Consider the following 25511-nt stretch of genomic DNA (forward strand, 5'->3'; position numbering starts at 1 on the left):
GGGCCGGTACGTGCTGCTGGGGGGAAACACGCCAGATGAGCGCGCAGTTTGAGCACCAGGGAGTCAGACTCGTCAATCGTCGTTCTGCTCGTCCCAGGTCGGCGCCATGCGCTCGGCCTGTTCTTCACGAACGTCATCGATGACGGCCATCAGGTTCTCGACATCGACACTGGCCGTGTCATGCTCGAAATGCCCGGTAAGGGAGCTGTCCGGGTGCAGTTCACCCGCCTCATAGAGCGCCCAGATCTCCTTGCCGTAATCGGTAGTCAATAGCTCCGGGGCAAAGCGGCCGAAATAGGCGCGCATATTGTCGACGTCGCGCTCCAGCATCATGGCAGCACTGTTGTTGCCGGCGGCGTCCACCGCCTGGGGCAAATCAATGATCACCGGGCCGTGGCGGTCCACCAGCACGTTGAACTCGGAAAGGTCGCCATGCACCAGGCCAGCACACAACATGCGCACGACGTCGGCCATCACCTGGCCGTGGTAGTCGCGAGCCTGCTCCGCGCTCAGTGTGACGTCATCCAGCCGCGGGGCGGCGTAGCCCTCGTCGTCGGACACCAGCTCCATCAGCAGAACGCCATTGACGAAGCCGCATGGCCGGGGAACGCGCACGCCAGCCGACGCCAGTCGATACAGGGCATCGACCTCAGCATTCAGCCAGGCCTGTTCCTGCTCTTGCTGGCCGTAGCGGGTCTTCTTCGACATCGCCCGGGCGCGGCGGCTATTGCGCGTTTTACGGCCTTCCTGATACTGCACCGCTTGCTTGAAGCTGCGCTGCCTGGCTTCCTTGAAAACCTTGGCACAGCGCAAGTCGTCACCGCAACGCACCACATACACCTGTGCTTCCTTGCCGCTCATCAACTGGGCAATGACCTCATCGATCATGCCATCATCGACCAGCGGCTGTAATCTCTTGGGTACTTTCATGGTTCTTGGTCATCCGTCCTATTCAGTCCTGAATTCAACCAATAAGTACAGCACCCGCAGCATCCAGGATACCCGAGCCTTCACCCAGAAAAACCTGTGCCGGTGTCCGAGACACTTTCATGGACGATTGTTCAGCTTGTCTACCGATCAACGTACCTCGGCATCGCGCTCCGATCCTCTTCGTAACATACCGCCGCTACAGGCATTCACAGCACTTTCGCCCTTTCAGACTCCGCTTCACGATGGGCACACTTGCCGCTCGGCAGCCCTCCATCGCTCGGCGTACTCCAGCACCACTCTCTCGAGCTCAGTACCAGTCAAGACGCTATGGACCATGCCTGGCGCACAAAAAAACACCCTCACAAAGGAGGGTGGATAAACGATCGCGACCGGGCAGCAACTCCGTCCGCTAGCCGGCCAGCACAAACAGAAAACCCGCCCTCATCGAGGACGGGTAGGAATCTGGCGCGCCCGGGAGGATTCGAACCTCCGACCACCTGATTCGTAGTCAGGTACTCTATCCAGCTGAGCTACGGGCGCGTAGGCAATGCGAGTCAATAACACAAGCACTGCAATGATGTATAAATGGCGCGCCCGGGAGGATTCGAACCTCCGACCACCTGATTCGTAGTCAGGTACTCTATCCAGCTGAGCTACGGGCGCATGCCTACATCTGATACCACATCTTACAGTACCGATTTCGAGACCAGTTCTCCGAAAGAACTTGAACCCGAATGGCGGAGAGGGAGGGATTCGAACCCTCGATGAGGCTATAAACCCCATACTCCCTTAGCAGGGGAGCGCCTTCAGCCACTCGGCCACCTCTCCCTCATCGGCACGGTGCGTATCCTACCGATATCCCAAGGCTTTGTCCAGCCTAATGATAAAAAATCTTCTCATCAGGCCAGGCAGCAGCATCATTCGCCACTGTCCCCATCGGTGGTGCCACCACCAGCCTTTTCACGTTGGATTCTCTGGTAGATCTCTTCGCGATGCACCGCAACATCCTTCGGGGCATTAACGCCGATACGCACCTGGTTTCCCTTGACCCCAAGAACAGTGACTGTGATGTCATCACCAATCATCAGGGTTTCGCCAACACGGCGGGTCAGGATAAGCATGACTGATCTCCTTCTCAGACCAATAACGAGAGTCGCTTCAACACCCCAGGCTCAGCCGAGACAACTCTATATAATTATGTAAATTGCAGGCGACAACGACTCATGACACCTGATTGTCCCGTTTAAGGGAAGCCCAGACATCACTTTAGGATATCCAGGCCTACCTTAAGCGTAGAAGGTGTACGCGATGGCGGAAGCTTATTCGCTCTCGATATCAGTCATGTCGAGACCAAAAGCGCTATGCAGGGCCCGAACCGCCAGTTCCATCTGCTTTTCATCGATCACAACAGAGATCTTGATTTCAGACGTCGAGACCATGCGAATATTGATGTTCTCTTCGGACAATACCTTGAACATCTTGGAAGCGACACCTGCATGAGAGCGCATGCCAACACCCACCAAGGATACCTTGGCAATGTTATCGTCGCCACGCAGCTCACCACCACCAAGCGCCGGAATTACCTGCTCTTCAAGGATACGTGTGGTCTGCTTGTAGTCGCCCTTGGCCACAGTGAAGGTGAAATCCGTGTAATCACCGGTCGGAGCAACATTCTGGACAATCATGTCCACTTCAATGTTGGCATCGGCAATCGGACCCAGGATACGAGATGCCACGCCAGGCACATCAGGAGTGTTCAACAGGGTCAGCTTGGCTTCGTTAGCGGTGAAGGCGATACCGGAGATCAGCGGTTCTTCCATAGAGTCCTCGTCTTGTTCTGAGTCTGCAATAATCAGGGTGCCGGGACCGTCCTCGAAGCTGGACAGCACACGCAGCGGAACATTGTACTTGCCGGCAAATTCAACCGAACGAATCTGCAATACCTTGGAGCCGAGGCTGGCCAGCTCGAGCATTTCCTCGACAGTAATGGTATCCAGGCGCTGGGCCTTGGTGCAGACGCGCGGGTCGGTCGTATAGACACCATCCACATCGGTGTAGATCTGGCACTCGTCGGCCTTCAGGGCTGCAGCCAACGCCACTCCTGTCGTGTCGGAACCACCACGCCCCAGGGTGGTGATGTTGCCTTCTTCATCGACCCCTTGGAAACCGGCCACCACCACGACACGACCTTCATCCAGGTCTTCGCGCATCTCATCAGTTTCGATGCGCTGAATACGCGCCTTGGTATGGGCACTGTCGGTGAGAATGCCTACCTGCGATCCTGTGTAGGAAGTAGCGGGCACACCCAGCTTGTGCAACGCCATGGCCAACAGAGAGATCGTCACCTGTTCACCGGTGGACACCAACATGTCCATCTCGCGAGGTGTCGGATCTTCGTTGATCTCGTTGGCCAGACCAATCAAGCGATTGGTTTCACCACTCATGGCCGAAACCACGACCACCACCTGATGGCCAGCGTCACGAAAGCCCTTGACCTTCTCGGCAACCGCTTTGATCCGCTCGACAGAGCCGACTGAAGTACCACCGAATTTCTGTACGTATAGTGCCATATATGCCGATTTCCTCGCTCGCTGTACTGTTCAGGAAGCCTGAGCTGGTCTGCACTGTTCCCAGTACATTCCAGTAAGCCTCCATGTATGAATGAACTCTTGTATCGAGTGTCGTCAGAGGCAGAAAAAAGGCCGGGGAGCCACAACGTCTTCCCGGCCATCAGGCTCAGAGTTTGGCTTCAAGCCACGCAGGCACACTTTCCAGTGCTGCTGGCAGCGCCGCTACATCACTTCCTCCCGCCTGGGCCATGTCAGGACGACCACCACCCTTGCCACCGACTTGGCTGGCTACGTGATTGACCAATTCCCCGGCCTTGACCTTGGAAGTCAGATCCTCTGTTACGCCTGCGATCAAACTGACCTTGCCAGAATCCTTGTCAGCCACACCGAGTACCACCACTCCGGAACCCAGCTTGCTTTTGAGTTGGTCGAGCATACCGCGAAGATCCTTACCGGATACCCCTTCCAACTGAGTGGAAAGCACTTTGATGCCCTGAACATCTCGGGCCTGACCAAGCATGTCGCTACCTGCAGCACTGGCAAGCTTCGCCTTGAGGCGTTCCAGTTCCTTTTCCAGGCCACGGTTGCGCTCAACCAGAGATTCAACACGCTCTTCCACCTGCTCCGGCTTGGCCTTGAGACGGGCAGCGACACGTCCCAGCGTAGCTTCCTGATCCGCAAACCAGGCCAGGGCACCCTCACCGGTAATGGCTTCAATGCGACGAACACCGGCAGCGATCCCACTCTCTGCCACGATGTGGAAACAGCCAATATCGCCACTGCGGCGCACATGCGTGCCGCCACACAGTTCAATGGAGAAGTCATCTGCACCGATCGTCAGCACCCGCACGCTATCCGCATACTTGGCCTCGAACAGGGCAGCCGCTCCCTTGGCCTTGGCCTCATCCAGCGTCATGCTCTCGACTTTCGTATCAGCGTTGGCCAGGACCTGCTCATTGACCAGACGCTCGACCTCAGCCAGTTGCTCCGCTGTCACTGCCTCGAAATGGTTGAAGTCAAAACGCAGACGCTCTGGCGTCACCAGCGAGCCCTTCTGCTGGACATGCTCCCCCAGCACCATGCGCAAGGCCTTGTGCATCAGATGGGTCGCGGAATGATTGCGCACGGTAGCGGCACGCAAGGCCGGATCGACCTTCGGTGCCACTTCAGTCCCCACCACCAACTGACCTTCCAGCATCAGGCCCTGATGGAGGTGGTGACCAGACTGCTTCTGAGTATCGTTGACCAGGAAGCGACCGCCATCGGTGTAGAGATAGCCGGTATCCCCCACCTGGCCGCCGGACTCACCATAGAAAGGCGTGCGGTCCAGCACCACCGTCCCTTTCTGCTCGGCACCCAGGCTTTCCAGTGCATTGCCTGCAACATCATAGATAGCAACGACCTTGGCACTGTCTTCCAGGCGATCATAGCCAGTGAAGTCTGTCTGGCCATCCAACTCGATGGTAACGCCGTAGTCAGCACCGAACTGGCTCGCAGCCCGCGCGCGCTCACGCTGGGCCTCGAGTTCGCGCTCGAAGCCAGCCTCGTCCAGCGTCACACCACGCTCGCGACAGACATCCGCCGTAAGGTCATACGGGAAACCGTAAGTGTCATAGAGCTTGAATACGGTTTCACCTGGCAGCACATTGCCGGACAACCCCGCCAGTGCGTCTTCAAGCAAGCCCATGCCGTGATCCAGGGTACGGGCAAACTGCTCCTCTTCCTTGAGCAACACACGCTCGATCTGTTCACGGGACTGATGCAGCTCCGGATACGCATCACCCATTTCTGTATCCAGGGCAGTCACCAGACGATGGAAGAAGGCCCCCTTGGCGCCCAGCTTGTGTCCATGGCGAACCGCACGACGGATGATACGGCGCAGTACATAGCCGCGACCTTCATTGGACGGCAGAACACCATCGGCAATCAGGAAGGCACAAGAACGAATATGGTCGGCAATGACACGCAGAGACGGCGTCTTGGTGTCGGCATGGCCAGTCGCTTCGGCAGCCGCTGCCAGCAGGTTCTGGAACAGGTCGATCTCGTAGTTGGAGTGCACACCCTGCATCACCGCAGCAATACGCTCCAATCCCATGCCAGTATCGATGGACGGCTTGGGCAACGGGTTCAGATTGCCCTGAGCATCGCGATCGTACTGCATGAACACCAGGTTCCAGATCTCGATGTAGCGGTCACCGTCTTCATCGGGGCTGCCAGGAGGACCTCCAGCCACCTCCGGGCCATGATCATAGAAGATCTCAGAGCTGGGACCACAAGGTCCGGTGTCTCCCATCTGCCAGAAGTTGTCCTCGTCCAGCTTGGAGAAGCGTTCTGGATCGACGCCCATCTCGTCCTTCCAGATACGCTCGGCCTCGTCATCGCTGATGTGTACCGTGACCCACAGCTTTTCCTTGGGCAAGCCCAGCACTTCCGTCAGGAAGGTCCAGGCAAAACGAATCGCATCACGCTTGAAGTAGTCGCCAAAGCTGAAGTTGCCCAGCATCTCGAAGAAAGTGTGATGACGAGCGGTGTAACCGACGTTATCCAGGTCGTTATGCTTACCGCCAGCACGGACACAACGCTGCGCTGAAGTGGCACGAACGTAGTCACGCGGATCACGACCAAGGAATACATCCTTGAACGGAACCATGCCAGCATTGGTGAACAGCAAGGTCGGGTCATTGCCCGGCACAAGAGAACTGGACGGTACGCGGGTGTGGCCGTGTTCCTCGAAGTAACTCAGAAAGGCCTGTCTGATGTCTGCGCTTTTCATGAAATATCCGTGGCGATGAGCGGGGTACGCGTCGAGCCCACGGCACGCTGCCGAGGCACGCCGACGACCTCACGGGGGTGAACTCAGCAGGAAACGAGCCTGCGATTTCAGGACCCCAAGGTGTCGAAAGGGGGAATATTATAACGCAGATGTCAAGCGACTAAAGTGGCAGGGGCCATTGAAAGTCATCAAAACACTCAATCACGACGTTTGAGTGCCTTTTTTACTTGCTCGAAGGTGAAGCCGCGCGACGCAAGAAAGCGCTCTCGGCGGCCCTTTTCCTTTACAGGCAACGTAGCAAAATCTTCTTCGCCGAAGCGCCGTTGCAGCACTTCTCTCGCCTGTTCTTCCCAGTCGATGCCCAGATCGCGCTCGATTTGCGCCAGGACCTGACTGGCCATGGATCGATCAATGCCCCGCAGAGAAATATCCGCCAGCATCTTCACGATTCCTTGGCCACGTTGTACCCGACCACGCAGGAAACTTTCCGCAAAACGTTCATCGCTTTGCAGTCCCTGCGTCTCCAGATCGCTCAGCGTGTCGCTGATGATGGCGGATCCATGCCCCCTGACCTTCAGACGTTCAACCAGCTCCTGGCGCGAATATTCACGTCGCGCCAGTAGCCGAATGGCGTCATCACGGGCAGTTGGCTGCGCTGACGTCACAGCAGGTCGTCACCCAGGTCATCCACACCCGATAGCGAGGCCACCGGCGCTTCCTCTTTTTCCTGCTTGGGCTCAGGCTGAGTCAGCAGCTGGGCACGAATCTGGGATTCAATCTCGGCCATGATCTCGGGGTTGTCCTCCAGGAACTGGGCAGAATTGGCCTTGCCCTGCCCGATCTTGTTGCCGTTGTAGCTGTACCATGCACCCGCCTTGTCGACCAGCTTGCATTGCACACCTAGGTCAATGACCTCTCCAGCATGGTAAATACCCTTGCCGTAAAGGATCTGGAACTCGGCCTGGCGGAATGGAGGAGCCACCTTGTTCTTGACCACCTTGACCCGGGTTTCATTGCCCGTGACCTCATCACCCTGCTTGACCGAGCCAGTACGGCGAATATCGAGACGTACGCTGGAATAGAACTTCAACGCGTTACCACCGGTCGTGGTCTCAGGGCTGCCAAACATGACCCCGATCTTCATGCGAATCTGGTTGATGAATACGACCATGCAGTTGGCATTCTTGATGTGGCCCGTGATCTTGCGCAGCGCCTGGGACATCAGGCGAGCCTGCAGGCCCACATGGGAGTCGCCCATCTCGCCTTCGATTTCCGCACGCGGCGTCAATGCTGCCACCGAGTCGATGATGATCACATCGACACCGCCGGAACGCACCAGCATGTCGCAGATTTCCAGGGCTTGTTCGCCGGTATCCGGCTGGGACACCAGCAGGTCGTCCAGGTTGACGCCCAGCTTCTCCGCATAGCTGGGGTCCAGCGCATGTTCAGCATCGATGAAGGCGCAGGTCTTGCCGTCCTTCTGGGCCTGGGCAATGACTGAAAGGGTCAGGGTCGTCTTGCCGGAGGACTCGGGGCCGAAGATCTCGACAATACGCCCATACGGCAGACCACCGATGCCCAAGGCAATATCCAGGCTCAGCGAGCCAGTGGAAACAGAAGGCATCATCACCCGTGGCGCATCACCCAGACGCATCACGGTTCCCTTGCCGAATTGACGCTCAATCTGGGAAAGAGCGGCGTTCAACGCCTTGCTGCGGTTGTCGTCCTGGGCCATGTGGAAGCTCCTGTCTTGAACTAGCGCCTGATTACCAGCATTGAATACTGGTGGCGGTCAGCAGATCGAAAAGTCGGGTAAGAGTACTGTATGACTGAACAGTAGTATGACGAAAAACACAGTCTTCGACCAGCCCTTGATTGAGGCAATTTCTGGGAGGCTATGATAGCAAAGGCGGTTTATGCACCAGCTTCAAGCGCCTGGATCAGCCCCAGCAACGCATGGCGCACGGCCTGTTCGCGGACCTCTCCTCGCCCCCCAGGAAAGCAGCAGCTCTCAGTCGATACCCGGCCATGTGCTGACCAGGCAAACCACACCAGTCCTACAGGCTTGTCGGGAGTGCCGCCAGAAGGGCCGGCAACGCCACTGATCGCCACGCCAAGTTCGGCACCACTATCCTGGCAGGCTCCTTGAACCATGGCCTCAACCACTGCCTGGCTGACAGCACCATGTTGCTCCAGAGTCGCTTCTGGAACCCCCAGCAGACGAGTCTTGGCCGCATTGGAATAGGTGACGTAGCCTGTCTCGAAATATGCCGAACTGCCGGAAATATCGGTGATGGCAGCAGCCACACCGCCTCCGGTACACGACTCTGCGGCAGTCACGGCCACGCCCTGGGCCAGGCACATTTTCCCCAGGCGTTCGGAAAGCATCATCAACGGTGTAGAAGGAGCAGTAGCAGGAACATCAGCCGGCATCAGGAAGCTCCAGAAACGTCTGTTTGCAGCAGTTGCAGCCCATGGGTGCCGGGAGTTCTCCCGACACCAGAGGCATTCTGCTATTCGATGATTCGGTGGATGGCCAGTATTCGACGATGATCAATATTTGGTAATGACCCAGATAGCGTGAATGATGCCCGGGATGTAACCGAAGATGGTCAACAGGATATTGAGCCAGAACTGCAGGCCGAGACCAACCTGGAGAAACACGCCCACCGGGGGAAGCAGAATGGCCAACAAAATGCGAACGACATCCATATGCATGACTCCTTGGTAAATATGTACAAAGAGTAGCCCTGCCGCTCTTCGCAGAGCAACACTCAGCCAACAATCATCATGCTATGTGCACGATTGTACGCACTGGATTACGGATGCTGGGCAGTGTTTGCCCATGCTATTCTGAGCGGCCATTGCGCCATCTGCAGAGCGCCACATCCATGTACCAGGAAAGTCCCTAGCCCATGAACGACATGGCCAAGCCCAGCGCCCCCACTCATACGCCGATGATGAGCGCGTATGTACAGGCATACAGCGTCATCACTGGGAAAACCGCGCCATTACTGGGTTTTTCAGCCACCTAAGGAGGGACGCCAACTCCATCATTTGGCATAGAGTGGCGTCCAGTTTGCCCCATTGATGCCCCACACCTTCCAGGCAACCCTACTTTGAGTTGCCTTTTTTTGTCGCCCTCTAATACTGTATATATAGACAGCATTCATAGAGGACTATGCTCATGGCCAAACGACAGAAACCGAAGGTACACAAACCCACCAGCTATGAGTTGTTATGCCAGCGGGTGCAGCGGGCCATCAACGCACCTCGCGCTCAGCGCGAAGGCACTGTGACCATCTCCCGTGAAGCCGATGAAAACGAGGCAGACTGGCATCGTATGCTCGAAGAGCTTGAAACAATCGAAGAAGTGACATTGGTCCCTCTTGATGATGGCTGCATGAGGCTTCGTTGGAGCCCACAGGAGTAAGTACCATGGCACTGTATTTTGAAGTATTAGGTAGAGTCAGTGAGTCAGCGCCACTCACCAAGTTGCCGTTGGCCGCTGGAGAAGTCCGCGCGGGCTTCCCCTCTCCTGCTGATGATTACCTCGAGGGCGAGCTGGACCTAATCTCCCACCTGATCCCGCATCCCAGCGCCACGTTTTACCTTCGTTCCCGTGGTGACAGCATGGCGGGACTGGGTATCTATGATGGAGATCTTCTCATCGTTGACCGGTCGATCGACCACAAGGTGGGGCATGTCCTGATCATGGCCATAGATGGAGAACTCACCTGCAAGCAATTGGGCAAGATTGGTAACAGGGAATACCTGTTTTCTGCCAATGCCGAATATCCGCCGCTGCCGCTACGTGGCCACGACTGCAATGTCTGGGGTGTCGTAACACATAACATCCACCCTCACCCGCCAGGTACTGTGTGATGATTGCTCTGGCTGACTGCAATTCGTTCTATGTCTCCTGCGAGCGCGTCTTCAATCCACGCCTCGAAGGCAGGCCCGTAGGTGTGCTATCGAACAACGATGGCTGCGTTGTAGCCCGATCACAGGAAATAAAGGACCTGGGCGTTGGTATGGGCCAGCCTGCACACGAGATCCCTCCGACAACCCGGCGACAGTGTGTTCTCCTGAGCTCAAATTATGCGCTTTATGGAGACATGTCGAAACGGGTGACGGCGGTCTATGGCCAGTACACGCCTGATGTAGAGGTGTACTCGATCGACGAGTCGTTCCTGCATTGGACTGGTTTTGACCCTCGCTCACTGGATGAGCGATGCCAGGCCATGCGCCAGCAGGTACGGCGCGATACAGGTATTCCTATCAGCGTAGGGATCAGCACAAGTAAGGTATTGGCAAAGCTGGCCAATCACGTAGCGAAGAGAGAGCCAGCATTTGAAGGCGTGGCCACTCTATATCCCGATGCGCCTGAGACTCGACGGCTGCTTGAGCAGCTACCGCTGACAGAGATATGGGGTGTAGCTGGAAGAATGGCACTACGGTTGAATGCACTGGGCATTGAGACTGCATGGGACCTACGCCAGGCAGACCCGAAGCATATCAGGCGACACTCGTCTGTGGTCATGGAGCGGATCGTGTGGGAGCTCAGGGGGCAGGATTGCATACCCCTGGATGACATGACGCAGCCGAAAAAGCAGATCATGACGAGTCGATCATTCGGGCGGTTGACGGGAGAGATGGCTGATTTGCGAGATGCTGTCCGCACACACGCTTGCCGTGGAGCCGAGAAGCTGCGCAAGCAGCAAAGCCTGACCAGGGCTGTGATGGTATTCGTTCGGACGAATCCGTTCCGCACGGATCTACCACAGCACAAAGACAGCGTGGTTGTTGCTCTGGCCGGAGCGACTGACGATAGTCGGTTGATCGTGAGGGCAGCCTTGCATGGGTTGGAAGTGCTTTATCGGAAAGGGTACCAATACCAGAAGGCGGGAGTGATGCTGATGGATCTATGTGATCAGTCAGCTGAACAGCTGGATTTGATGGCCGTGCCGGTGGACGACGAAACGCGCCTACGTCGAGAGCGACTTATGGCAACGATGGACAAGCTGAACAGGGAGCATGGACGAGGAACAGTCTCTCTAGGCATATCTCGCCCAGGTAGTGCGTGGCATTTGCAGTGCCAGCATCGGACACCGCGCTATACAACCAAGTGGGACGAGTTGCCTGTGGTCAAGTGCTGACCGGCTCGACCAGCTCGGAGCCTTCTACACCGGAGCGATTGACCTCACGACTCACAGGCCAATGGGTTACCAGCTCGGCAGGGATATGCCGTACGACACTGCGGATGGTTTCTCTATCGGTGATGTCTGAGTCCATCCACAGCTCAAGGCTCACGTCATCCAGTGCCAGGGGCATTCTATCATGCACTTCTTTGGCGGCTCCGCGGGCAGGCTCAGTGATGATGGCACAGCAAGCTGAGCCGTCTTCATATTCAGCCCAGATTCTAGCCAGCATCGACAGCTCTCGATCTTCACGACATAGATATAGGGCTGCTTGCCAGTGTCTGCAGTGATCCACTCATATCACCCATCAGCCGGTACCAGGCAGCGGTGTTTACGGAAAGCAGCCTGAAAATAGCGACTGGTGGCCACTGCCTCGGCTTTCGCGTTAGTAGGCTGGGGAGATCCTTCCTTCGCCCAACGGGGGCGATAGCCCCACCACATTTCACCAAGCTGAATCTCTTCCTCTGGATCAGGCCGCCATACGACAGGAATCCAGATGCCTGGCGGAACGTTATAGCGGGGCTCCCAAGCTATGTGGGGCTCAGGTATACCCAGGCGACGAGATATCGCCGGGGCTGAGAGAAGATGGCATATCGTCCGCACATGCTTTGAGCATAGCAGGAGGACATTAGTCATCAGTGTCTAATCGAGCAGTGCACCAGCCTGCTTGGCACGTTCAAGCACCACATTGTAGTAGGACGGATCACACACGAAGGGGATGCGCTTGGTTCTAAACGTCTTTATCAAGGCGATTGTCCGGTGGCGGCCATCCATCGGGTGAAGATTCTCCATAATCTCAGGGTACTCGACGCTTCCCTTTGAAACGTAACTCTTAACCTTGTCCCATCGAATTGGGTGAATATCGAAAGCCCCAACTCCCATGTTGGATAGTACAAAATCGGCATCAAGGAAAAGGATCGGCCAATCATCAGCTACAGGCGGCTGGTAGAAATGAATCTCATCCAAGCTGGCTGGGTAGACATACTTCCTGCAAGCAGGAATTTCATCAGCGGATGAAAAAAGCACCTTGCCTTTGAACTCTGACCAATCGCCTGGGTAACAGGCAAAATCAACCTCATGAACGGCAGGATCGTAAAAAGTAGGCTCCCAATCGCTACCAATGATGGTTGATAGAGGAACATTGAGAGAAGCGCGACTGTTGTCATCAGATTTCATTGATGCACCTTTCCATGTCGTAGAAATTGAGCTTATTACACACATGTTTGAGGAAAGCATGCGAGCATGCTACCCAGAATGGCATAGTGTGTGAGAAATCGACCAGTTGGATATGTGTGGTACCCGTGCTATCAAGTATGACCATGGGAGTTCAGCACAGGGAAATGTGGCATGTTGTTTCAATCAGGGGACGGAATGATTTTTGTGGATGACGCTACTACACACGATGGACGAGTCATCACTGGAAAGCCTAACCACACGATGAATGGTCAACCAGCAGCCTTTCATGGGTGTCGCGCGAAATGGGGGAACAACTAGCCGCTTCTTAGTCCCTAAAGCGACATCTGGCTGATGAATCGTCAATCTAAGCACGATAAAGCATGCCGCCTACCGAGGGGGCTACCGATCAACGATTGGTCTCAGCAAGGTCGGGCGCCTGAACAGCTTTGGGAGCGTTTGCTTGTAGGATCGATGGAATTGGCCATGAAAAGATCATCACCTTCTTACCGCAAGCATGCGGAATGGACACTGGCGGAACTGGAGCTACTCGAGCGTCATTTTCATTCAATGACCGTGACGGCGCTACATCAACGATATTTCCCCGAGCGCACTCTGGCTGCTGTGAGGCGGATGGCAGGAAAGCTGGGGCTGAAGAAGTATTCCGTCCAGCGGGAATATGACCAACCCGCCTGGACAGAGGAAGAATGGCAACTCGTAGCGAAACACTACCCTGCCCTTAAAGCACCCGAAATACAGCGTCGTTTTCTGCCTCACCGGAGCGTCATTGCGATTCGAGCCGCTGCCAAGAAACTTGGCTTACGGGCATTCGACACTCATCCTTGGACGGAAATGGATGAGGTTCTACTACGACGCTTTTACCCTTTAGGCGGAACAGAACTGGTCCACCAATATTTACCGAATCGCACCTTCGAAGCCATCAAAGCAAGAGCTCTTGCAAAAGGGATTGAGTATGTCCGCCGAGGCGATGGGCACAAAGGTGATAAGTGGACTGAAGAGGAGCTGGAGAAACTTAGACAACATAGCCACCTACCAGCCAAGGAACTCGCCGAATTATTTCCACACCGTCCTCGAAAGTCGGTCATCAACACACGGTCCAAGATGCGTTTGAGTCCGGCTCAGAAGTGGTCACAAGATGAGTTGAAGACGTTACGAGAGCATCTCAAGGCACCGCTTGATGACGTATGTGCATTGTTTCCGCACCGGCCACGACAAAGCGTCTATCTCAAACGCAAGAAAGTACGTCGTGAGTTAGAGGGGAAGAGCGTCAATCCTCATGACACACTGCATTTAAATACCATCAACAAATGGACTCAGGGGGAAATCGACATCTTGCACCAGCATCTGGACCTTCCCTTGGGTGAACTGTGTCTGCTGTTTCCTCAGCGTCCCTACGATGGTATTCGAAAGAAACGGGCGCAGTTACGCCGCCAGCGTGCTGATAGGTAAACAAAACCCGCCAAGGCCCATCCGACAAGGCCTTGGCGGGGTTACAGCAGGGTATTTGAGCAGGGAGGCTCTCATACCCATGTACAGCATAGCAGACGATTCAGTGATGTTCTGATACTTCGTGTTCAGGGTTGCTAATGATCGACTGATGGCCATGGAAGCCGTCATAAGAGACCGTCCTTGGCCAAGACGTGGTCGCTCCCTGGTGTGATACGACGGCCATCCTGGCGCAGATGCCCGTCCCTGAGCGTAACTCGCAACACGCTATTACGATACCCACCTCTTCGACACAAGAATGTAAGAGATCGCCGACAAAGCCTGTAAGCGATTTCCAACAATAAGGTGCTTTTTCGGGGGTATGCCTGCAGTCCCAACCATACTAGGCTAGGTGGCCAACTCTGCGCAGTATTGCTGTACGGCGGCATGCATATCTGCCGGTGACTGTGCTTCTCGGATGGCAGCCTTGGCTTTGATCCTGGCGGACTCCTTGGCTGCCTCGGAGGTGCACCAGGCTTTTCTGGCTACTGTCACGCTCTGGATGACCTCGGCCAGCGTGCACCCTAGCGCCTCTGCCTCTGCTCGCAATACAGGGCCACCGCCTGCCAATACCTCCTGCCACTTCACCTCCCGGATGGTGGTAAAGTCTGACTTCGCCGCCAATGCCGCCTGATCGACCTGGTCCAGGTAATGCGCTATCGCCTCTTCTTGGGAGGCAAATCGCGCCACATTGAATTTAGCCATCCAGGGTGATCTCCAGTTCAGCATTCAAGTAAGGGACAAGGCCTGAGAACTGGAATTGGTAGGTGCCAGGCACATCGAACTGTATCTCCGTCGGCTCGCTATCGGTCTCTGTTTCCATCCCGGCCACCTCGACCCTCAGCCCAGGCGGTAGGTGGCGGAAGGTGACGGCGAGCCCGTCAATGTCATGGGAGAGATCCAAGGCACGCTTGGGCGTCACCACCCCGTCCTGTACATGATGCGTGATGGCATCAAAACTCGGGTCGCAGCTGACAATCTTTCTGACCTGTAATGCCGCATCCGACTCACTACCCGAAAACATGCCCACGATCTCCCCGGTACCGGGAATATAAACGGCAAAGCTGTTCATCCCTTATCTCCTGACAGCGAGTGATGTAATAAAGCGTGTATGCGCACCGATAGTGCACTCATCATTATTTTCGTTAATGACGTCTTTAAATCGGATTTGCAGTTGGTAGTTCCTTGTCCCAGTGGTGGTTCTGTTATCGAGGTAGGTGTACCTCGCCGGGATTCCTGTCGGATTGCCGTATGGATTGTTCGTGGTAATGTCGAGGATTTGATTGGGCCCCATATTGATCGGAACAACCATGAAGGTCTTCAGTACGGTGCCGCCGTCAATCAGTCTGACTTCTACGTCACCACTCATCCATTTGGAACCGGAGCGAAGTCGGTAAACCGCGTTATACCCAATCGTCAGCAGGGCCTTGGCGCCTTGCGTGTTGGTGGTTAACGTCGCAAAGGTGCGCCAGACATCCTTTCCTGAACCGAGCGCCTGGGCATCATTCACTACTGCTGAAGGGATCGTGACGGCATTCCCAGCAATCTTCAGCGTGTTGACCTGAGCGTTGCCAATTTTGGCCGACGTGATGGCCGCATTGGCAATCTTGGCATTGGTGATGGCGGCATTCGCAATCTTGGCGGCCGTGATAGCCGCATTGGCGATCTTGGCCGCAGTGATCGCGGCATTCTTGATTTTTGCGGAGCCAATGGTGGCATCACCGATCGCGGCTTCATTGATGATGGTTTTCAAACCATCAATGACAAAAGGCAGAATCTTGTTGGCGTCCGTAGTGCCTACCCAGAAGCGGTTGGCCAGGAACCCGATATCGACGGTCTTGCCATCGTTGTAGATCCCCATGCCGCCAATCAGGTTATTGGCCTGCACCTGAAGCAGGTAACTCGCCGCCATAACGGGATCGACACGGAACGCCTGCACGTTAGTGAAGCGCATACCCACACCAGAATTGGCATTCTTCGCAATACCAAAACGAACATACGCCGCATTCTTGGGTGCAGTGGAGGTTGCTGGACCGTATCGCTTCCAGTCGAAGGAACAGTTTTCTACAGGTCCTGAATCCACAGAGATCTCGTTCCGGTCCGCATCGAGCCAGCGAAAACGGCAGGTCGCAATGTTCGCATCTCCGTTGCCCTCTGCACCGTTACACTGATCGTATGACAGCGTGAACACGTCACCTTCACGACAAGGCACTTCACTCGAAATCGCTTGCTTGAATGCATTGGCAGGAAAGATGTAGAAATCTCGATTGGCCGCTTTCGTACCATTCCGGGTCTGTGCCGCACGGTGCTGGCCTTCTGGCATGAAATGCCAGCCAAGCGTCTTCCATCCGGTTTCAGCACCAGCATCGAAGTTGCCGTTGACCACCAGGTTGTTGCCATCGGCCTGTGCCTGGATCGAGGTCTCGAAAGTTTGCTTTACCCCGGCCAGCTCTTTGCCCATCGAGGTCTGAACATCCGTGACCTGCTTGGCGAGCGCCTTATCGCCATCGACAATGGCCTGAGTGTTTTCCTGCACGGTCGAGGATAGGTCTTCGACACTGCTCTGGGTCGTGTTGATTTGCTCGGCCAGCGCCTTATCGCCTTCGATATAGGCGCGTGCGACTTCCTGCAGAATGGACGTATTGCTGTCAGCCACTGACTGGACGTGACGGATGCGCTCTGCCAGCACCTTGTCCGCCTTGTAGGCTTGAACATTGGTGACACTCAGGCCGCCCTTTCCCATGTTGCGAAGGAGGACTACGCGCGCCTTGATAGCCCGCTCGGGCACCGTGACAGAGACAGGGCCATAGGTTTCCCATGTACTGGACGTGATGGCTTCATTGATGAGGAGGCTGTCGGCAAGCCGCTCGCCATGTTCATCCGACCATTCCACGCCCATCGCGAAAGGCACGTCCCCACCAATGAATACGGCGCAGTCGGCACTGACGGTGAATATGTCACCCGCGGCCACGGATACCTGGGTGAACTGCGCCAGGGCGGCAACGTACTCCGTCTCTCTGCCAACGAACCGAAGCATGTACTCTGCCGGTGCCGCATTGGTCACGGGGAGATCATCAGCATCTCGGCGCACGATAAAGACATGCTCTTCGCCTTTAAGGACTTCCCATTCCTCCAGTCCTCTTTCGAATCGGCCATTCTGTACCAGTGTCTGTTCGCCCAGCTCGACGTTAATCTTCTCGTCGACCTCAGTGACGCTTGCCTCCAGTCGCGGGATCTTGTCGATGGTCTCGCGCAATGCAGGGTAAAGATGATCCTCTTTGATCTCCCCGCTGATCACCTGCAGGATCTTGGCAGGATCGTTATCAGTCGTGGCCTCGACGGCATAGAAGGCAGAGACGAACTTCGCGGACCAGCCGCGGACGTAGTAGTAATACGTGGTGTCCGGTTCCAGCTCAGTGTCGGCTATCAACGAGCCGATTCCCAGGCGCAGGGCAGAAGTTTCGACATCACCCAGCGCCAGTGGCGCCAGGGAACGGAAAAACTCCCACTGCAAATTGGGATAAATCCCGCGAGGGCGCAGCACGATAGAGAAGGTGCCGATATCCAGATCCACCTGGGTCGGCGCGGTCACGGGATGCCCGGTCGCTGTCAGGTTGGCGGTCTGAGACCAGCCCGAGACCATGTTGCCATTGCGTGTCTGGATCTGAATTTCGTAGTGCTCGCCGTCCTCCACATCGCGGATGGTCAGCTGGCCGGACGCCGAAAACGGCCCAGCCTTCTGCCATTGCGCGGTCCCGACAACACGATAGCGGGCTTCTACTTCCAGAGACGGCAAGCCGACCTGAGCATTGAACGCATAGGCAACGCGAATCAACGTCTGAAATGAGCCGTCAGGATTTTGGTGAGCGGCATCCTCGCCACCCCGCACCGCTGTGATGTGTGGGACCGGTGGACGGATACGATCAGGCGGAATCGGCTTGGTGATGCCCGGGTCAAATTCCGGCGCTTTGCTGAAGTCCAAGATATCCGTGGCAGCAGGCACCAAGGTCAGGTCGGCCGTAAAGTCGGCACCAGGCTCGATGCGTGTCACCTTGCAATCAATGGATTCTCTGCCCAGAGGGCCAAAGATCACCAGATCCCCTACTTTCACCGGTACCGGCTCGACCATCGTCAGCGTATTGGTCATGCCGACCACGGAGGCGATCACCGGGGTCGTCGACTGTGGGCCTTCGTGGCCACGTACCCGGATGCCATACGGCTGTGAGGTGTCGTACGGCAGCTTTTCATCCAGGACAATGGTGTCATTGATGACCGCTTTGACACGCCCCCAGCCCAATCCGACCAAGATGGCATCATAGGCGAGACGCACACGATTGCCCCGCACCACGGCCAGGTGCTCCCAATCCATGCTGACACGGTGTGTTTCTGGACGTAGAACAGCTTGCCGGAAATAATACTGACCGTGGTACCAGGCTTCGTCAGGGTCGGCCACCCCCTGAGTTTCGAAGTCTTCAAAGCGGGTAGCGTTGGAAGCGTTATACCCTTCGCGGTAGATGATACGCTCAGCATCCGTCCAGGTCTTCGGATCGATGTACTTTACCCGCAGCGCATGAGGAAGGTCCTTGAACTGACGTGAGCTGCTGAAGCCCGTCGCATTACGCGGCGTAATGGCTTGTACGACTGGCGCGTTGGGGTCATCGCGCACCACACCAAACAGTCCATCCTGCAAGCTGAACGATGCAAGGCCGCCGGCCGCAATGGTACGAGCACGCTCGAACAAGGTTTCTGAGCCATCATGCACCCAGTGGTAGTGCAGTCCCTCGTTGTCACACCATTTCGCCCACTCCGTAATACCCACAATGTCGAGCTGAGCATCACTAATGGGGCGGCCAACCTGCTTACCCGTGAGCGCATCGAGGTAGGCCCAGGCCGGGTTGCTGGTGGCCTTCATCACGAAATCGGTGCCATTCCATACACGCAGGACAGCTTGCGAGCGGATGTTGAGCTGATCGATAACCCCATTGAGCTGATCCGTGGCACGGATACGCAGCGCCATGATCACATGGTCGCCTTTATAGGCCGGGCCTTTCTGGATAGAACGAAGAGTGGCCCAAGTGAAGTCGGAGTAAACGGCTTCGGTGCCGCCATGGTACGAGCGTAGGCGGGTGACACGGACATCGTACTGGCCGGCAGGGACTTTCCAGCGCTTGTTTACGCGCAGCGTTTCCTTCACCGGTCCCTTGAGGAGCCAAGCCTCTTCTTTCACGGTCCAGGAAGACGCACCTTTCTTGCGGTATTCAATCTTGAACTCGACTTGGGTGAGAGAATCGGTGCCATTGTCATTGATGGAACGCAGACCATTGGCTGCCACCAGGTCAATACTGATTTCTCGAGTGTTGGGCGCTGTGGTGCGCGTAGCAGTGTTGCCGTCTGGTACCCAGGTGTCATCCCTCAAGTCGCCCTCATGGTTCAATGCGACACCGATGGCTTCCTCGGCAATATCGGGATAGTCGAGATCAACCTGGCTAGGCAGGCCGATTTCCCACTCGACATCTTCATACTCTCCCATGTTGGTTTCACCGACCCGGATGGCATTGCCAACGTCGGTGGTGTGATCCAGCTTGGGCAGTCCAGGTCCAACACGATGTCCGGCAATTTCCAGTGGGCCATAACCCAGCACCACCATCATGCGCAGGTACTGGTCATTACCGGCAATCTCAGTCACGGGATTGGCAGCAAGCTTGGGATACCAGCGCGGGTTACCGTAGACACGCGGCACCACGCCATAGGGCTCGGCCTGATTGCGCGTGCCGGTGATGGACTGACGTACCTTGCTGCTGCCGGGATTTTCAGGGCCGCTGGGGATCTTGGGCGGGATCAAGGCATTGACGGCCAAGGAGCCCGCGATGGTGACAGCGGCAGACGCGGCGGCTTGTACTGCCGGTGCGTAAGCCGCGAGCGCCACGCCGCCGGTGTAGGCTGCCACGACGGCCACCGCGATCATGGCGACCGCGCGCCCGATATCATCTTGCGGGTTGGCGTAGACGGTGACGATACTGCCTAAGGGGAGGGATTCTGCCCAGCGATGGCGCTCCCATACCTCGCCATCCACCTGGGCAAACACGTTGTCCGGTAAGTCCCCCAACGTCTCCAGCAGTGTGGTGCCATCAGGCAGCTCGGCGGAATAGCAATCACTGCGAAGCGGATGCGGGCGAGCAACAAGCGTGGTCATACCGATAGAATCCTTCAATGCGGTCGCGCCAGTAGAGACTTGTGAATGGTTCGAGGCAGGCGTCTTTATGGCGTGTGGTGTGCAACATCCACCCAGGACTGACGACAAGGCCGATGTGATGGGGCTGTCCATCTACCAGCAACAGGACGGCATCCCAAGGCGCTGGCTCTGGCACTTCTGTCCAGTCCACGAGGCCAGCCTGGATCATGGCCGCCGTCGTAGGCGTCAGGGTCTGGGAATAGCCCGCATGCTCGGGCAACAAGATGCTCAGACGTTCGGCGTAGACCAGGCGTAGCAGGCCATAGCAGTCATAACGCGGCCCTCGGCCTCCCGGTGCAAACGGCAGGCCGATATATTCGGAGACGTCAATCATCGTGGAATCAGTTGAATAAGCCGGGGGCGGTTCCTGGATTCAGGATGTCCTGGCAGGCCGGTTCATTAAGAAGGTCGATGGCATAGCCGATATCAAGCGTGATCGTGTCGATACCGATGTCATGACTCAGCAAGGAAAGGTCTAACGGGCCGATTTCGCGCGTGACCGTGCCGTTCTGTACCCGCACCACATACATGCGAACACTGGGCATGGACGATACCGAACGCAGCAATTCCACCAGCGTCCGGTCGACGTTATCGACGCGAATCTGAACATTGGGAATCTTCTCGTCGGTGTCCTCGGGCAGGGTCGGCTCGAAGGGCAGACCAATCCACTGATGGCCATCGAACTGGATCGCCACTTTGTTGTTAACGATGCGCACAGGCTCTGACATGTCCGCATGGCTGAAAGCCAGGCACATCAACATGACGGCATCACTGTGCTGCGCGAAAAGTTCGCGAACGGCCCCGGCAGATATCGAACGAACGGCCAAAGCTAACCTCCGGACAGTAAAAAACCGGTACGAGGACCGGCGATAAAGGTTCAGGACATTGTTGGGGTATGTTAGGACTAAGTATTGGATAGTTTGATACAGCAAGGGACAAGCAATGAATGAGAATCAGCGTGGTGGATGGGTTTTTCACAACATACAGATTAAATTTCATCGAAAAACGCCGATGCTGACCGCTAAGTTAACAAAAGGAAAAGAATCAATTAAGCCCACCTTAGAGCTTCCCGATAACTACAAATCACTCACTGTATGGGACATGATGAGCCTATTGTGGAATGAAGTGGGGCGACGAAGCGAGGGATCAGACTGCTCAGTTTCTGATGTTCATGGACATGCTTATGAAAAACCCAAATGAGGTGGCCGCCCGTACTTTTCTGGGAGGTGCTGTGCACTCTTGTCAGCACAATGGCAAAATGGGCGATGAGCTCGCTATGCTGGTTTTCCAGAAGGTGTTCCCAGAGGAAGAGCTTCCGGCGGTGCTGTCGAGCGAAATATTCGAAACTCTTTCCGTTCGCCAGCAAGATAAATAGTTGCATACGAGATGAGGTCATCTGGGATCACCAGTTGGCCTTTGTCATATATCACCTCAGGGTTGAATCTCCAAGTTCATCGTTAATTGTTGGTAGTAGGTCCCAGAACCAAGCGGTTCCAAGGCGTACTTCTCCTTTCCTACAAACAGCATCGTGACAGGCGTCTTCTTTCGCGGATGAAGCATCGAGAAAGGCAACGATCCATCCAGCAAGGTGTTTTCAAAGAAGTCTTCGAAAATATCGGCTTGGTCCGCTTCCAACAGAAAGCTCAACGGTAAGGGCTTCTCCACTGCGGTAAAGCGTCGCCGCGTTTTCTTCGGCCCGGCATCCATCCCGGACTCGAGGACATTATTGCCGGGCACTTCTCGATAGCCATCCGCCAAAGGTTCCTGGGGCAACTCAGCAGGCCATTGGATCATCCGATCGGTCTCCTTTTGGCGCCATGATTGCGGGCCATGATGCTGTCCATGGAGCCGTCGTTGTGCATAGCTTTGACCTCATCACGAATCAAGACGCGAAACCGGCGCATGCCATTAGGGTCGCGCGACTCCTGCACCTCTGCCCGAGCGCCACGCTGGCGTTGATCAATGATCTGCACCAGGGGGCCACCTCCCACAAGATTGGCCTGCCCTCCCACCAGACCGCCACTGGCGTAGCCCGGCATGTTGTTCAGGCGCTCGAGCATCGGGAGGACACCCGGTTTTTCGACAATGCTTTTTTTGACGACAAATTCGCCTGCGTGGACGATGCCTGCTGGATCAAGCCGATTACCCGGCCCGGTCCAGCCTCCCTCGGAGAACTTGCCCAGGTTGGCGTAGATGCCACCCGCTGAGCCGCCGCCACTGCCACCACCAAAGCTAAACAAGCTGCCCCAGTCAAAACTCCCGACGGCCCCTGACAGAGCATCGGCAGCAGGTTCGGTGACGGCTTTGCGAATCGTCAGGCGCGCCAGGTCCTGGGCAATGCCGGACAGCACGTCGCGGAAGTTCTCTCCGCCGATCACGGCATCTTCAAACGCAGACGAAAAGGTCATGCCCAGTTCACGCGCCGCATCATTCGTGTCATCGAGCTGGTCGGCGTCCAGGAGTCCACCCGTTCGCACCTGCTCCATGAAGCCGCCCGTCAGATCTCGGGTAAATTCATTGCTGAGTCGACGCTGGGCATCCGCGAGGTTGAAGGTGTCATCGGCGGCCGCCTTGATATCGAGCTGCGCCATCTCTTCGCGGAATTTGCGATGGGCGGCCTCCAGGGGAAAGAGGCGATCGATCAGGGACTTCTGCACCGTATCGAGCTGCTCGAGGCGTTCATATTCGCTCTGCAGGCTGAGCAAGTACTCGGCACGTTCCCGACTGAGCCCACTGAGGTTGCCGCGTTCGAGCTCATAACGCAGCCGGGCCACTTCGGAGGTTTCCCCAAACAGGGCAATCTGTTGACTCAGATTATTCGCTAGGGATTGATAGCGCTGCTCGAGCTGCTTAGTCTCGTTGGCGCGGCCTTGAGCTGCTCGCTCTGCCGCCTCCCGGGCTGCTTCAGCCTGCTCCTGGCGGATTCCCTCCATGTCGAGCATCGACTGCTGAAAGACGGTGTAGCCCCGCATCCAGTCCGGCAGGTCATCCATGCCATCCAATTGGCGCAGCGTCGCCCCCATGGCAGACGGATCTCGAAGGACTGCCAGCTGCTCGGCGATCTTGTCATTGAGCTTGCCCCAGGCCTCAAGGGTGTCATCGCTCGGCGCCCCGTTGTTGATGCTGTTGCCCAGGTTATCGGCCGCCTTGGCCGCCTGCTCCATGATTTCTTTATTCTCGGCAATGATCGCAGTGCTGCGCTTGGCGTTCTGATCATGGTCCGAATACGTACCGGCCAGGGTGCGCCAGGAGGCAATCTTTTCTTCAGGAACCTCGACACGAGAAGTCACCCATTGCAGAACTTCATCCAGGCTCTTGGCCCCTGACTCAACTTCTTTAAATGCCCCCACTAAGGTGTTAACAAATTCGTCTCTCCCCCCATGGGGATCAATGAGTAGGTAGAGCGAGAGACTTTGAGACGCAGCTCGTCCAGTGCAGCTGCAGCCTTATCGACCTCTTCTGCCTGGCGGTTTCCCCATTTCACAAGGGCAGCTTGTTGTTGGTCGCGTGTCAGCTGACGGAACTTTTCCGTGATGGAGTCGAGGGGCTGCTCCAGGTCGGTCAGCGATGCCGCCACGTCATCCGAACTGTCACGGAACATCAACATGGCGCTGGCCGCCAGCACTGCCACGCCCACCGGGCCGCCGACCAGTCCAATCGCCCCCGCGGCACCACGGGCCACAAGATTGGCACGTGCCAAGGCAGCCGTCTGCGCATTGGTGGCTGCCGTACTGGCGGCTTTGGCACGGGTTAAGCGATCGTCCGCCCTGGCCAGGTTGTCGAGGGCAAAGGTATGGGCATTGGTACCCGTCGTCGCCTTGGCCTCGGCCACCGCTCGCGCTTGCAGAGCCTTGGCTGTTTGCAGTTCTGCCGCGGCACGACGGGCTGCCTGCTGGGTGGCTTGAGCTTCTGCGATGGTTTCGGCCCGCATCGCCGCAATTTTACTGATCGTTGCCGCCGTTGATGACGCCAGAGAACCAGCCAGCCGGCCGGCATACAGGGCGGCCAACCCACCTGCTGTCGTCAGTGCAGCCTGCATGACGACATCCGCGCCTCCCACTTCCTGGATGAAGGTCGTCACGTTGGTGGTCGCTTGCGCCAGCCCGGGCCCTAAATCCGCTGCAACCTGGTTGGACAGGCCTTGCGCCGCCCCTTTCAGTACATTGAGTGCGCGAGCCGCTTCACTGGCATTGCGGATGTCTACCTCATCCATGGCAATGCCGAGGGCATGCGCTTCCTCGGTATACTGCCGCAGCAGCCCCGCACCGTTCTCCAGCAAGGGCTGGAGGCGAACTGCTTCATCGGCCAGGGTCTCAAGGAAATGCGTGCGTTGTGATGGGTCAAGATGCTGCAGGGAGTCGGCAATCTTCAACAACTGTTGATCAGGCGATAAGCGTAGAAGCTCGCGGATATTCAGCCCCATCTTGCCGATGAGGTCAGCGGCTTCACCACCGCCATTCGCCGCAAAATCCCCCAGCTTGTCCTGGACATCCTTGAAGATGTCTCCCATTTTGTCGGCTTCCAGGCCGACCTGTTGCCCTGCGTACTGCCAGGCCTGCAAGGTGCTGGTAGAGGCACCCAGCGATTGCGCCAAGGCATCAGTGTTGGCAATGGCCTGCGCCTGGCTGGCCACATTACCTGCGGCAAAAGTCCCCGCGATCAGCGCCCCGACACCGGTGGCAATGCGCTTGAAGTTTTCAAGCCCACGACCGTTGGCTTCGATATCCTCGGAGAACTGGTGGGACTGACGTGAACCTCGCTCAAATCCTTTGCCCAGTCGTTCCAGTTCCCTGTCGGTAGCCCGCATGGCGCGCACTGCGCTGCTGCTATCCCCTTCAATGACCAGGCCGGTGCGGTAAGTTTTGGACATGAGAACCCCGAAGCGTGACAAACAAAACCCCGCCGAAGCGGGGGGAGATCAATGGCGGTTGAGTACTTCCAATGCGCCGGCTTCAATATCGCGAAGGTATTCCAGGCAAGTACGCCGGTTCTGGACCTCATGCACCTCCATAACAGAAGTCACACTGGGAATATCCAGCCCCTGGTAGAAACACCCGAACATCCCGGCGACGACTCGCCACTGGTTACCACATGCCTGGAACACTTCGAGCGCTTCAACGTGATCG

The 25511-nt window shown here is 56.5% G+C and carries 25 protein-coding genes and 3 tRNA genes; 5 read left to right on the top strand and 23 right to left on the bottom strand.

The genetic code is table 11. From position 1 onward, the window contains the following. Positions 1–72: 72 nt before the first annotated feature. From Q1K07_RS15300 to Q1K07_RS15350, 11 genes are all read right to left on the bottom strand, one after another. A complete protein-coding gene (locus Q1K07_RS15300; RefSeq protein ID WP_300312677.1) occupies positions 73–930 on the bottom strand; it encodes a PA4780 family RIO1-like protein kinase in 858 nt (285 codons plus the stop codon). 463 nt (positions 931–1393) lie between these two features. Further along, positions 1394–1470, bottom strand: a tRNA-Arg gene (locus tag Q1K07_RS15305). A 46-nt stretch (positions 1471–1516) separates the two neighbouring features. Beyond that, a tRNA-Arg gene (locus Q1K07_RS15310) sits at positions 1517–1593 on the bottom strand. Positions 1594–1665: 72 nt separating this feature from the next. Further along, positions 1666–1758, bottom strand: a tRNA-Ser gene (locus tag Q1K07_RS15315). 89 nt (positions 1759–1847) lie between these two features. Next, the gene (csrA, locus tag Q1K07_RS15320; RefSeq protein WP_149286197.1) at positions 1848–2051 is read right to left on the bottom strand and encodes a carbon storage regulator CsrA; all 204 of its coding nucleotides are present in this window, start codon (positions 2049–2051) and stop codon (positions 1848–1850) included. Between the two features lie 198 nt (positions 2052–2249). After that, positions 2250–3500: an aspartate kinase gene (locus Q1K07_RS15325; protein ID WP_300312683.1), complete on the bottom strand. Its 1251-nt coding sequence runs from the start codon at positions 3498–3500 to the stop codon at positions 2250–2252. A gap of 166 nt (positions 3501–3666) precedes the next feature. Next, a complete protein-coding gene (gene alaS, locus Q1K07_RS15330; RefSeq protein WP_300312686.1) occupies positions 3667–6273 on the bottom strand; it encodes an alanine--tRNA ligase in 2607 nt (868 codons plus the stop codon). A 197-nt stretch (positions 6274–6470) separates the two neighbouring features. Then, positions 6471–6938 carry a regulatory protein RecX gene (locus tag Q1K07_RS15335; protein ID WP_300312689.1) on the bottom strand — a complete coding sequence of 156 codons (468 nt, stop codon included), beginning with the start codon at positions 6936–6938 and terminating at the stop codon, positions 6471–6473. After that, positions 6935–8008, bottom strand: a complete 1074-nt coding sequence (recA, locus tag Q1K07_RS15340; RefSeq protein WP_300312691.1) for a recombinase RecA — start codon at positions 8006–8008, stop codon at positions 6935–6937. Before recA ends, Q1K07_RS15335 begins: the two co-directional genes overlap by 4 nt. Positions 8009–8187: 179 nt before the next feature. Then, on the bottom strand, positions 8188–8706 hold the full coding sequence (locus Q1K07_RS15345) for a CinA family protein (protein WP_300312694.1): 519 nt from the start codon (positions 8704–8706) through the stop codon (positions 8188–8190). Between the two features lie 120 nt (positions 8707–8826). Then, a complete protein-coding gene (locus Q1K07_RS15350; RefSeq protein WP_149286203.1) occupies positions 8827–8985 on the bottom strand; it encodes a YqaE/Pmp3 family membrane protein in 159 nt (52 codons plus the stop codon). Positions 8986–9460: 475 nt separating this feature from the next. Here Q1K07_RS15350 and Q1K07_RS15355 point away from each other — a divergent pair, with 475 nt between their 5' ends. The 3 genes from Q1K07_RS15355 to Q1K07_RS15365 are packed head-to-tail and all read left to right on the top strand — an operon-like array spanning position 9461 to position 11432. After that, positions 9461–9706: a DUF1654 domain-containing protein gene (locus Q1K07_RS15355; RefSeq protein ID WP_300312698.1), complete on the top strand. Its 246-nt coding sequence runs from the start codon at positions 9461–9463 to the stop codon at positions 9704–9706. Between the two features lie 5 nt (positions 9707–9711). After that, positions 9712–10158, top strand: a complete 447-nt coding sequence (gene umuD, locus Q1K07_RS15360; RefSeq protein WP_300312701.1) for a translesion error-prone DNA polymerase V autoproteolytic subunit — start codon at positions 9712–9714, stop codon at positions 10156–10158. Then, positions 10158–11432, top strand: coding sequence for a Y-family DNA polymerase (locus Q1K07_RS15365; RefSeq protein WP_300312703.1), 1275 nt, complete (start codon positions 10158–10160; stop codon positions 11430–11432). The genes umuD and Q1K07_RS15365 overlap by 1 nt, the downstream gene beginning before the upstream one ends. Here the strand turns inward: Q1K07_RS15365 and Q1K07_RS15370 are convergent. The 3 genes from Q1K07_RS15370 to Q1K07_RS15380 form a co-directional block, all read right to left on the bottom strand. Then, the gene (locus Q1K07_RS15370) at positions 11422–11706 is read right to left on the bottom strand and encodes an SOS response-associated peptidase family protein (RefSeq protein ID WP_300312706.1); all 285 of its coding nucleotides are present in this window, start codon (positions 11704–11706) and stop codon (positions 11422–11424) included. The two genes, Q1K07_RS15365 and Q1K07_RS15370, sit on opposite strands and share 11 nt — an antisense overlap. Positions 11707–11774: 68 nt before the next feature. Further along, positions 11775–12110, bottom strand: coding sequence for an SOS response-associated peptidase family protein (locus tag Q1K07_RS15375; protein WP_300312709.1), 336 nt, complete (start codon positions 12108–12110; stop codon positions 11775–11777). Between the two features lie 6 nt (positions 12111–12116). Further along, a complete protein-coding gene (locus Q1K07_RS15380; RefSeq protein WP_300312712.1) occupies positions 12117–12650 on the bottom strand; it encodes a hypothetical protein in 534 nt (177 codons plus the stop codon). 483 nt (positions 12651–13133) lie between these two features. Between Q1K07_RS15380 and Q1K07_RS15385 the strand changes: the two genes are divergently transcribed. Next, complete coding sequence (locus tag Q1K07_RS15385) at positions 13134–14117, top strand: hypothetical protein (RefSeq protein WP_300312715.1); 984 nt, start codon at positions 13134–13136, stop codon at positions 14115–14117. 384 nt (positions 14118–14501) lie between these two features. On the opposite strand, the gene Q1K07_RS15390 is transcribed toward Q1K07_RS15385, so the two are convergent. The 5 genes from Q1K07_RS15390 to Q1K07_RS15410 are packed head-to-tail and all read right to left on the bottom strand — an operon-like array spanning position 14502 to position 21212. Continuing rightward, the gene (locus Q1K07_RS15390; RefSeq protein ID WP_300312718.1) at positions 14502–14858 is read right to left on the bottom strand and encodes a hypothetical protein; all 357 of its coding nucleotides are present in this window, start codon (positions 14856–14858) and stop codon (positions 14502–14504) included. Then, complete coding sequence (locus Q1K07_RS15395) at positions 14851–15225, bottom strand: hypothetical protein (RefSeq protein WP_300312721.1); 375 nt, start codon at positions 15223–15225, stop codon at positions 14851–14853. The genes Q1K07_RS15390 and Q1K07_RS15395 overlap by 8 nt, the downstream gene beginning before the upstream one ends. A gap of 3 nt (positions 15226–15228) precedes the next feature. After that, the gene (locus tag Q1K07_RS15400; RefSeq protein WP_300312723.1) at positions 15229–20346 is read right to left on the bottom strand and encodes a host specificity factor TipJ family phage tail protein; all 5118 of its coding nucleotides are present in this window, start codon (positions 20344–20346) and stop codon (positions 15229–15231) included. After that, complete coding sequence (locus tag Q1K07_RS15405; RefSeq protein WP_300312726.1) at positions 20306–20719, bottom strand: NlpC/P60 family protein; 414 nt, start codon at positions 20717–20719, stop codon at positions 20306–20308. Before Q1K07_RS15405 ends, Q1K07_RS15400 begins: the two co-directional genes overlap by 41 nt. Before the next feature lie 7 nt (positions 20720–20726). Next, entirely contained in the window at positions 20727–21212 is a 486-nt protein-coding gene (locus Q1K07_RS15410; protein WP_300312729.1) for a DUF1833 family protein, read from the bottom strand. A 293-nt stretch (positions 21213–21505) separates the two neighbouring features. On the opposite strand from Q1K07_RS15410, the gene Q1K07_RS15415 reads away from it, so the two are divergent. Further along, positions 21506–21760 carry a hypothetical protein gene (locus Q1K07_RS15415; protein WP_300312732.1) on the top strand — a complete coding sequence of 85 codons (255 nt, stop codon included), beginning with the start codon at positions 21506–21508 and terminating at the stop codon, positions 21758–21760. 56 nt (positions 21761–21816) lie between these two features. On the opposite strand, the gene Q1K07_RS15420 is transcribed toward Q1K07_RS15415, so the two are convergent. From Q1K07_RS15420 to Q1K07_RS21270, 4 genes are read right to left on the bottom strand one after another with little or no spacing between them, the layout of a single operon-like run. Further along, entirely contained in the window at positions 21817–22179 is a 363-nt protein-coding gene (locus Q1K07_RS15420) for a hypothetical protein (protein ID WP_300312734.1), read from the bottom strand. Then, positions 22176–23675: a hypothetical protein gene (locus tag Q1K07_RS15425; RefSeq protein ID WP_300312737.1), complete on the bottom strand. Its 1500-nt coding sequence runs from the start codon at positions 23673–23675 to the stop codon at positions 22176–22178. Before Q1K07_RS15425 ends, Q1K07_RS15420 begins: the two co-directional genes overlap by 4 nt. Positions 23676–23734: 59 nt before the next feature. Next, a complete protein-coding gene (locus Q1K07_RS15430) occupies positions 23735–25255 on the bottom strand; it encodes a hypothetical protein (protein WP_300312740.1) in 1521 nt (506 codons plus the stop codon). Positions 25256–25303: 48 nt separating this feature from the next. After that, a complete protein-coding gene (locus tag Q1K07_RS21270) occupies positions 25304–25489 on the bottom strand; it encodes a hypothetical protein (protein ID WP_366945084.1) in 186 nt (61 codons plus the stop codon). Positions 25490–25511: the final 22 nt, after the last annotated feature.

The sequence above is a fragment of the Halomonas sp. genome, from assembly GCF_029263665.1.
Classification (GTDB): Bacteria; Pseudomonadota; Gammaproteobacteria; order Pseudomonadales; family Halomonadaceae; genus Halomonas.

Bases quoted from the DNA above. Each gene is read 5' to 3' on its own strand.
- Q1K07_RS15300 (WP_300312677.1), bottom strand. From the start codon at position 930: ATGAAAGTACCCAAGAGATTACAGCCGCTGGTCGATGATGGCATGATC.
- csrA (WP_149286197.1), bottom strand. From the start codon at position 2,051: ATGCTTATCCTGACCCGCCGTGTTGGCGAAACCCTGATGATTGGTGAT.
- Q1K07_RS15325 (WP_300312683.1), bottom strand. From the start codon at position 3,500: ATGGCACTATACGTACAGAAATTCGGTGGTACTTCAGTCGGCTCTGTC.
- alaS (WP_300312686.1), bottom strand. From the start codon at position 6,273: ATGAAAAGCGCAGACATCAGACAGGCCTTTCTGAGTTACTTCGAGGAA.
- recA (WP_300312691.1), bottom strand. From the start codon at position 8,008: ATGGCCCAGGACGACAACCGCAGCAAGGCGTTGAACGCCGCTCTTTCC.
- Q1K07_RS15345 (WP_300312694.1), bottom strand. From the start codon at position 8,706: ATGCCGGCTGATGTTCCTGCTACTGCTCCTTCTACACCGTTGATGATG.
- Q1K07_RS15350 (WP_149286203.1), bottom strand. From the start codon at position 8,985: ATGGATGTCGTTCGCATTTTGTTGGCCATTCTGCTTCCCCCGGTGGGC.
- Q1K07_RS15355 (WP_300312698.1), top strand. From the start codon at position 9,461: ATGGCCAAACGACAGAAACCGAAGGTACACAAACCCACCAGCTATGAG.
- umuD (WP_300312701.1), top strand. From the start codon at position 9,712: ATGGCACTGTATTTTGAAGTATTAGGTAGAGTCAGTGAGTCAGCGCCA.
- Q1K07_RS15365 (WP_300312703.1), top strand. From the start codon at position 10,158: ATGATTGCTCTGGCTGACTGCAATTCGTTCTATGTCTCCTGCGAGCGC.
- Q1K07_RS15370 (WP_300312706.1), bottom strand. From the start codon at position 11,706: ATGCTGGCTAGAATCTGGGCTGAATATGAAGACGGCTCAGCTTGCTGT.
- Q1K07_RS15375 (WP_300312709.1), bottom strand. From the start codon at position 12,110: ATGACTAATGTCCTCCTGCTATGCTCAAAGCATGTGCGGACGATATGC.
- Q1K07_RS15380 (WP_300312712.1), bottom strand. From the start codon at position 12,650: ATGAAATCTGATGACAACAGTCGCGCTTCTCTCAATGTTCCTCTATCA.
- Q1K07_RS15385 (WP_300312715.1), top strand. From the start codon at position 13,134: ATGAAAAGATCATCACCTTCTTACCGCAAGCATGCGGAATGGACACTG.
- Q1K07_RS15390 (WP_300312718.1), bottom strand. From the start codon at position 14,858: ATGGCTAAATTCAATGTGGCGCGATTTGCCTCCCAAGAAGAGGCGATA.
- Q1K07_RS15395 (WP_300312721.1), bottom strand. From the start codon at position 15,225: ATGAACAGCTTTGCCGTTTATATTCCCGGTACCGGGGAGATCGTGGGC.
- Q1K07_RS15400 (WP_300312723.1), bottom strand. From the start codon at position 20,346: ATGACCACGCTTGTTGCTCGCCCGCATCCGCTTCGCAGTGATTGCTAT.
- Q1K07_RS15405 (WP_300312726.1), bottom strand. From the start codon at position 20,719: ATGATTGACGTCTCCGAATATATCGGCCTGCCGTTTGCACCGGGAGGC.
- Q1K07_RS15415 (WP_300312732.1), top strand. From the start codon at position 21,506: ATGAAGTGGGGCGACGAAGCGAGGGATCAGACTGCTCAGTTTCTGATG.
- Q1K07_RS15420 (WP_300312734.1), bottom strand. From the start codon at position 22,179: ATGATCCAATGGCCTGCTGAGTTGCCCCAGGAACCTTTGGCGGATGGC.
- Q1K07_RS15430 (WP_300312740.1), bottom strand. From the start codon at position 25,255: ATGTCCAAAACTTACCGCACCGGCCTGGTCATTGAAGGGGATAGCAGC.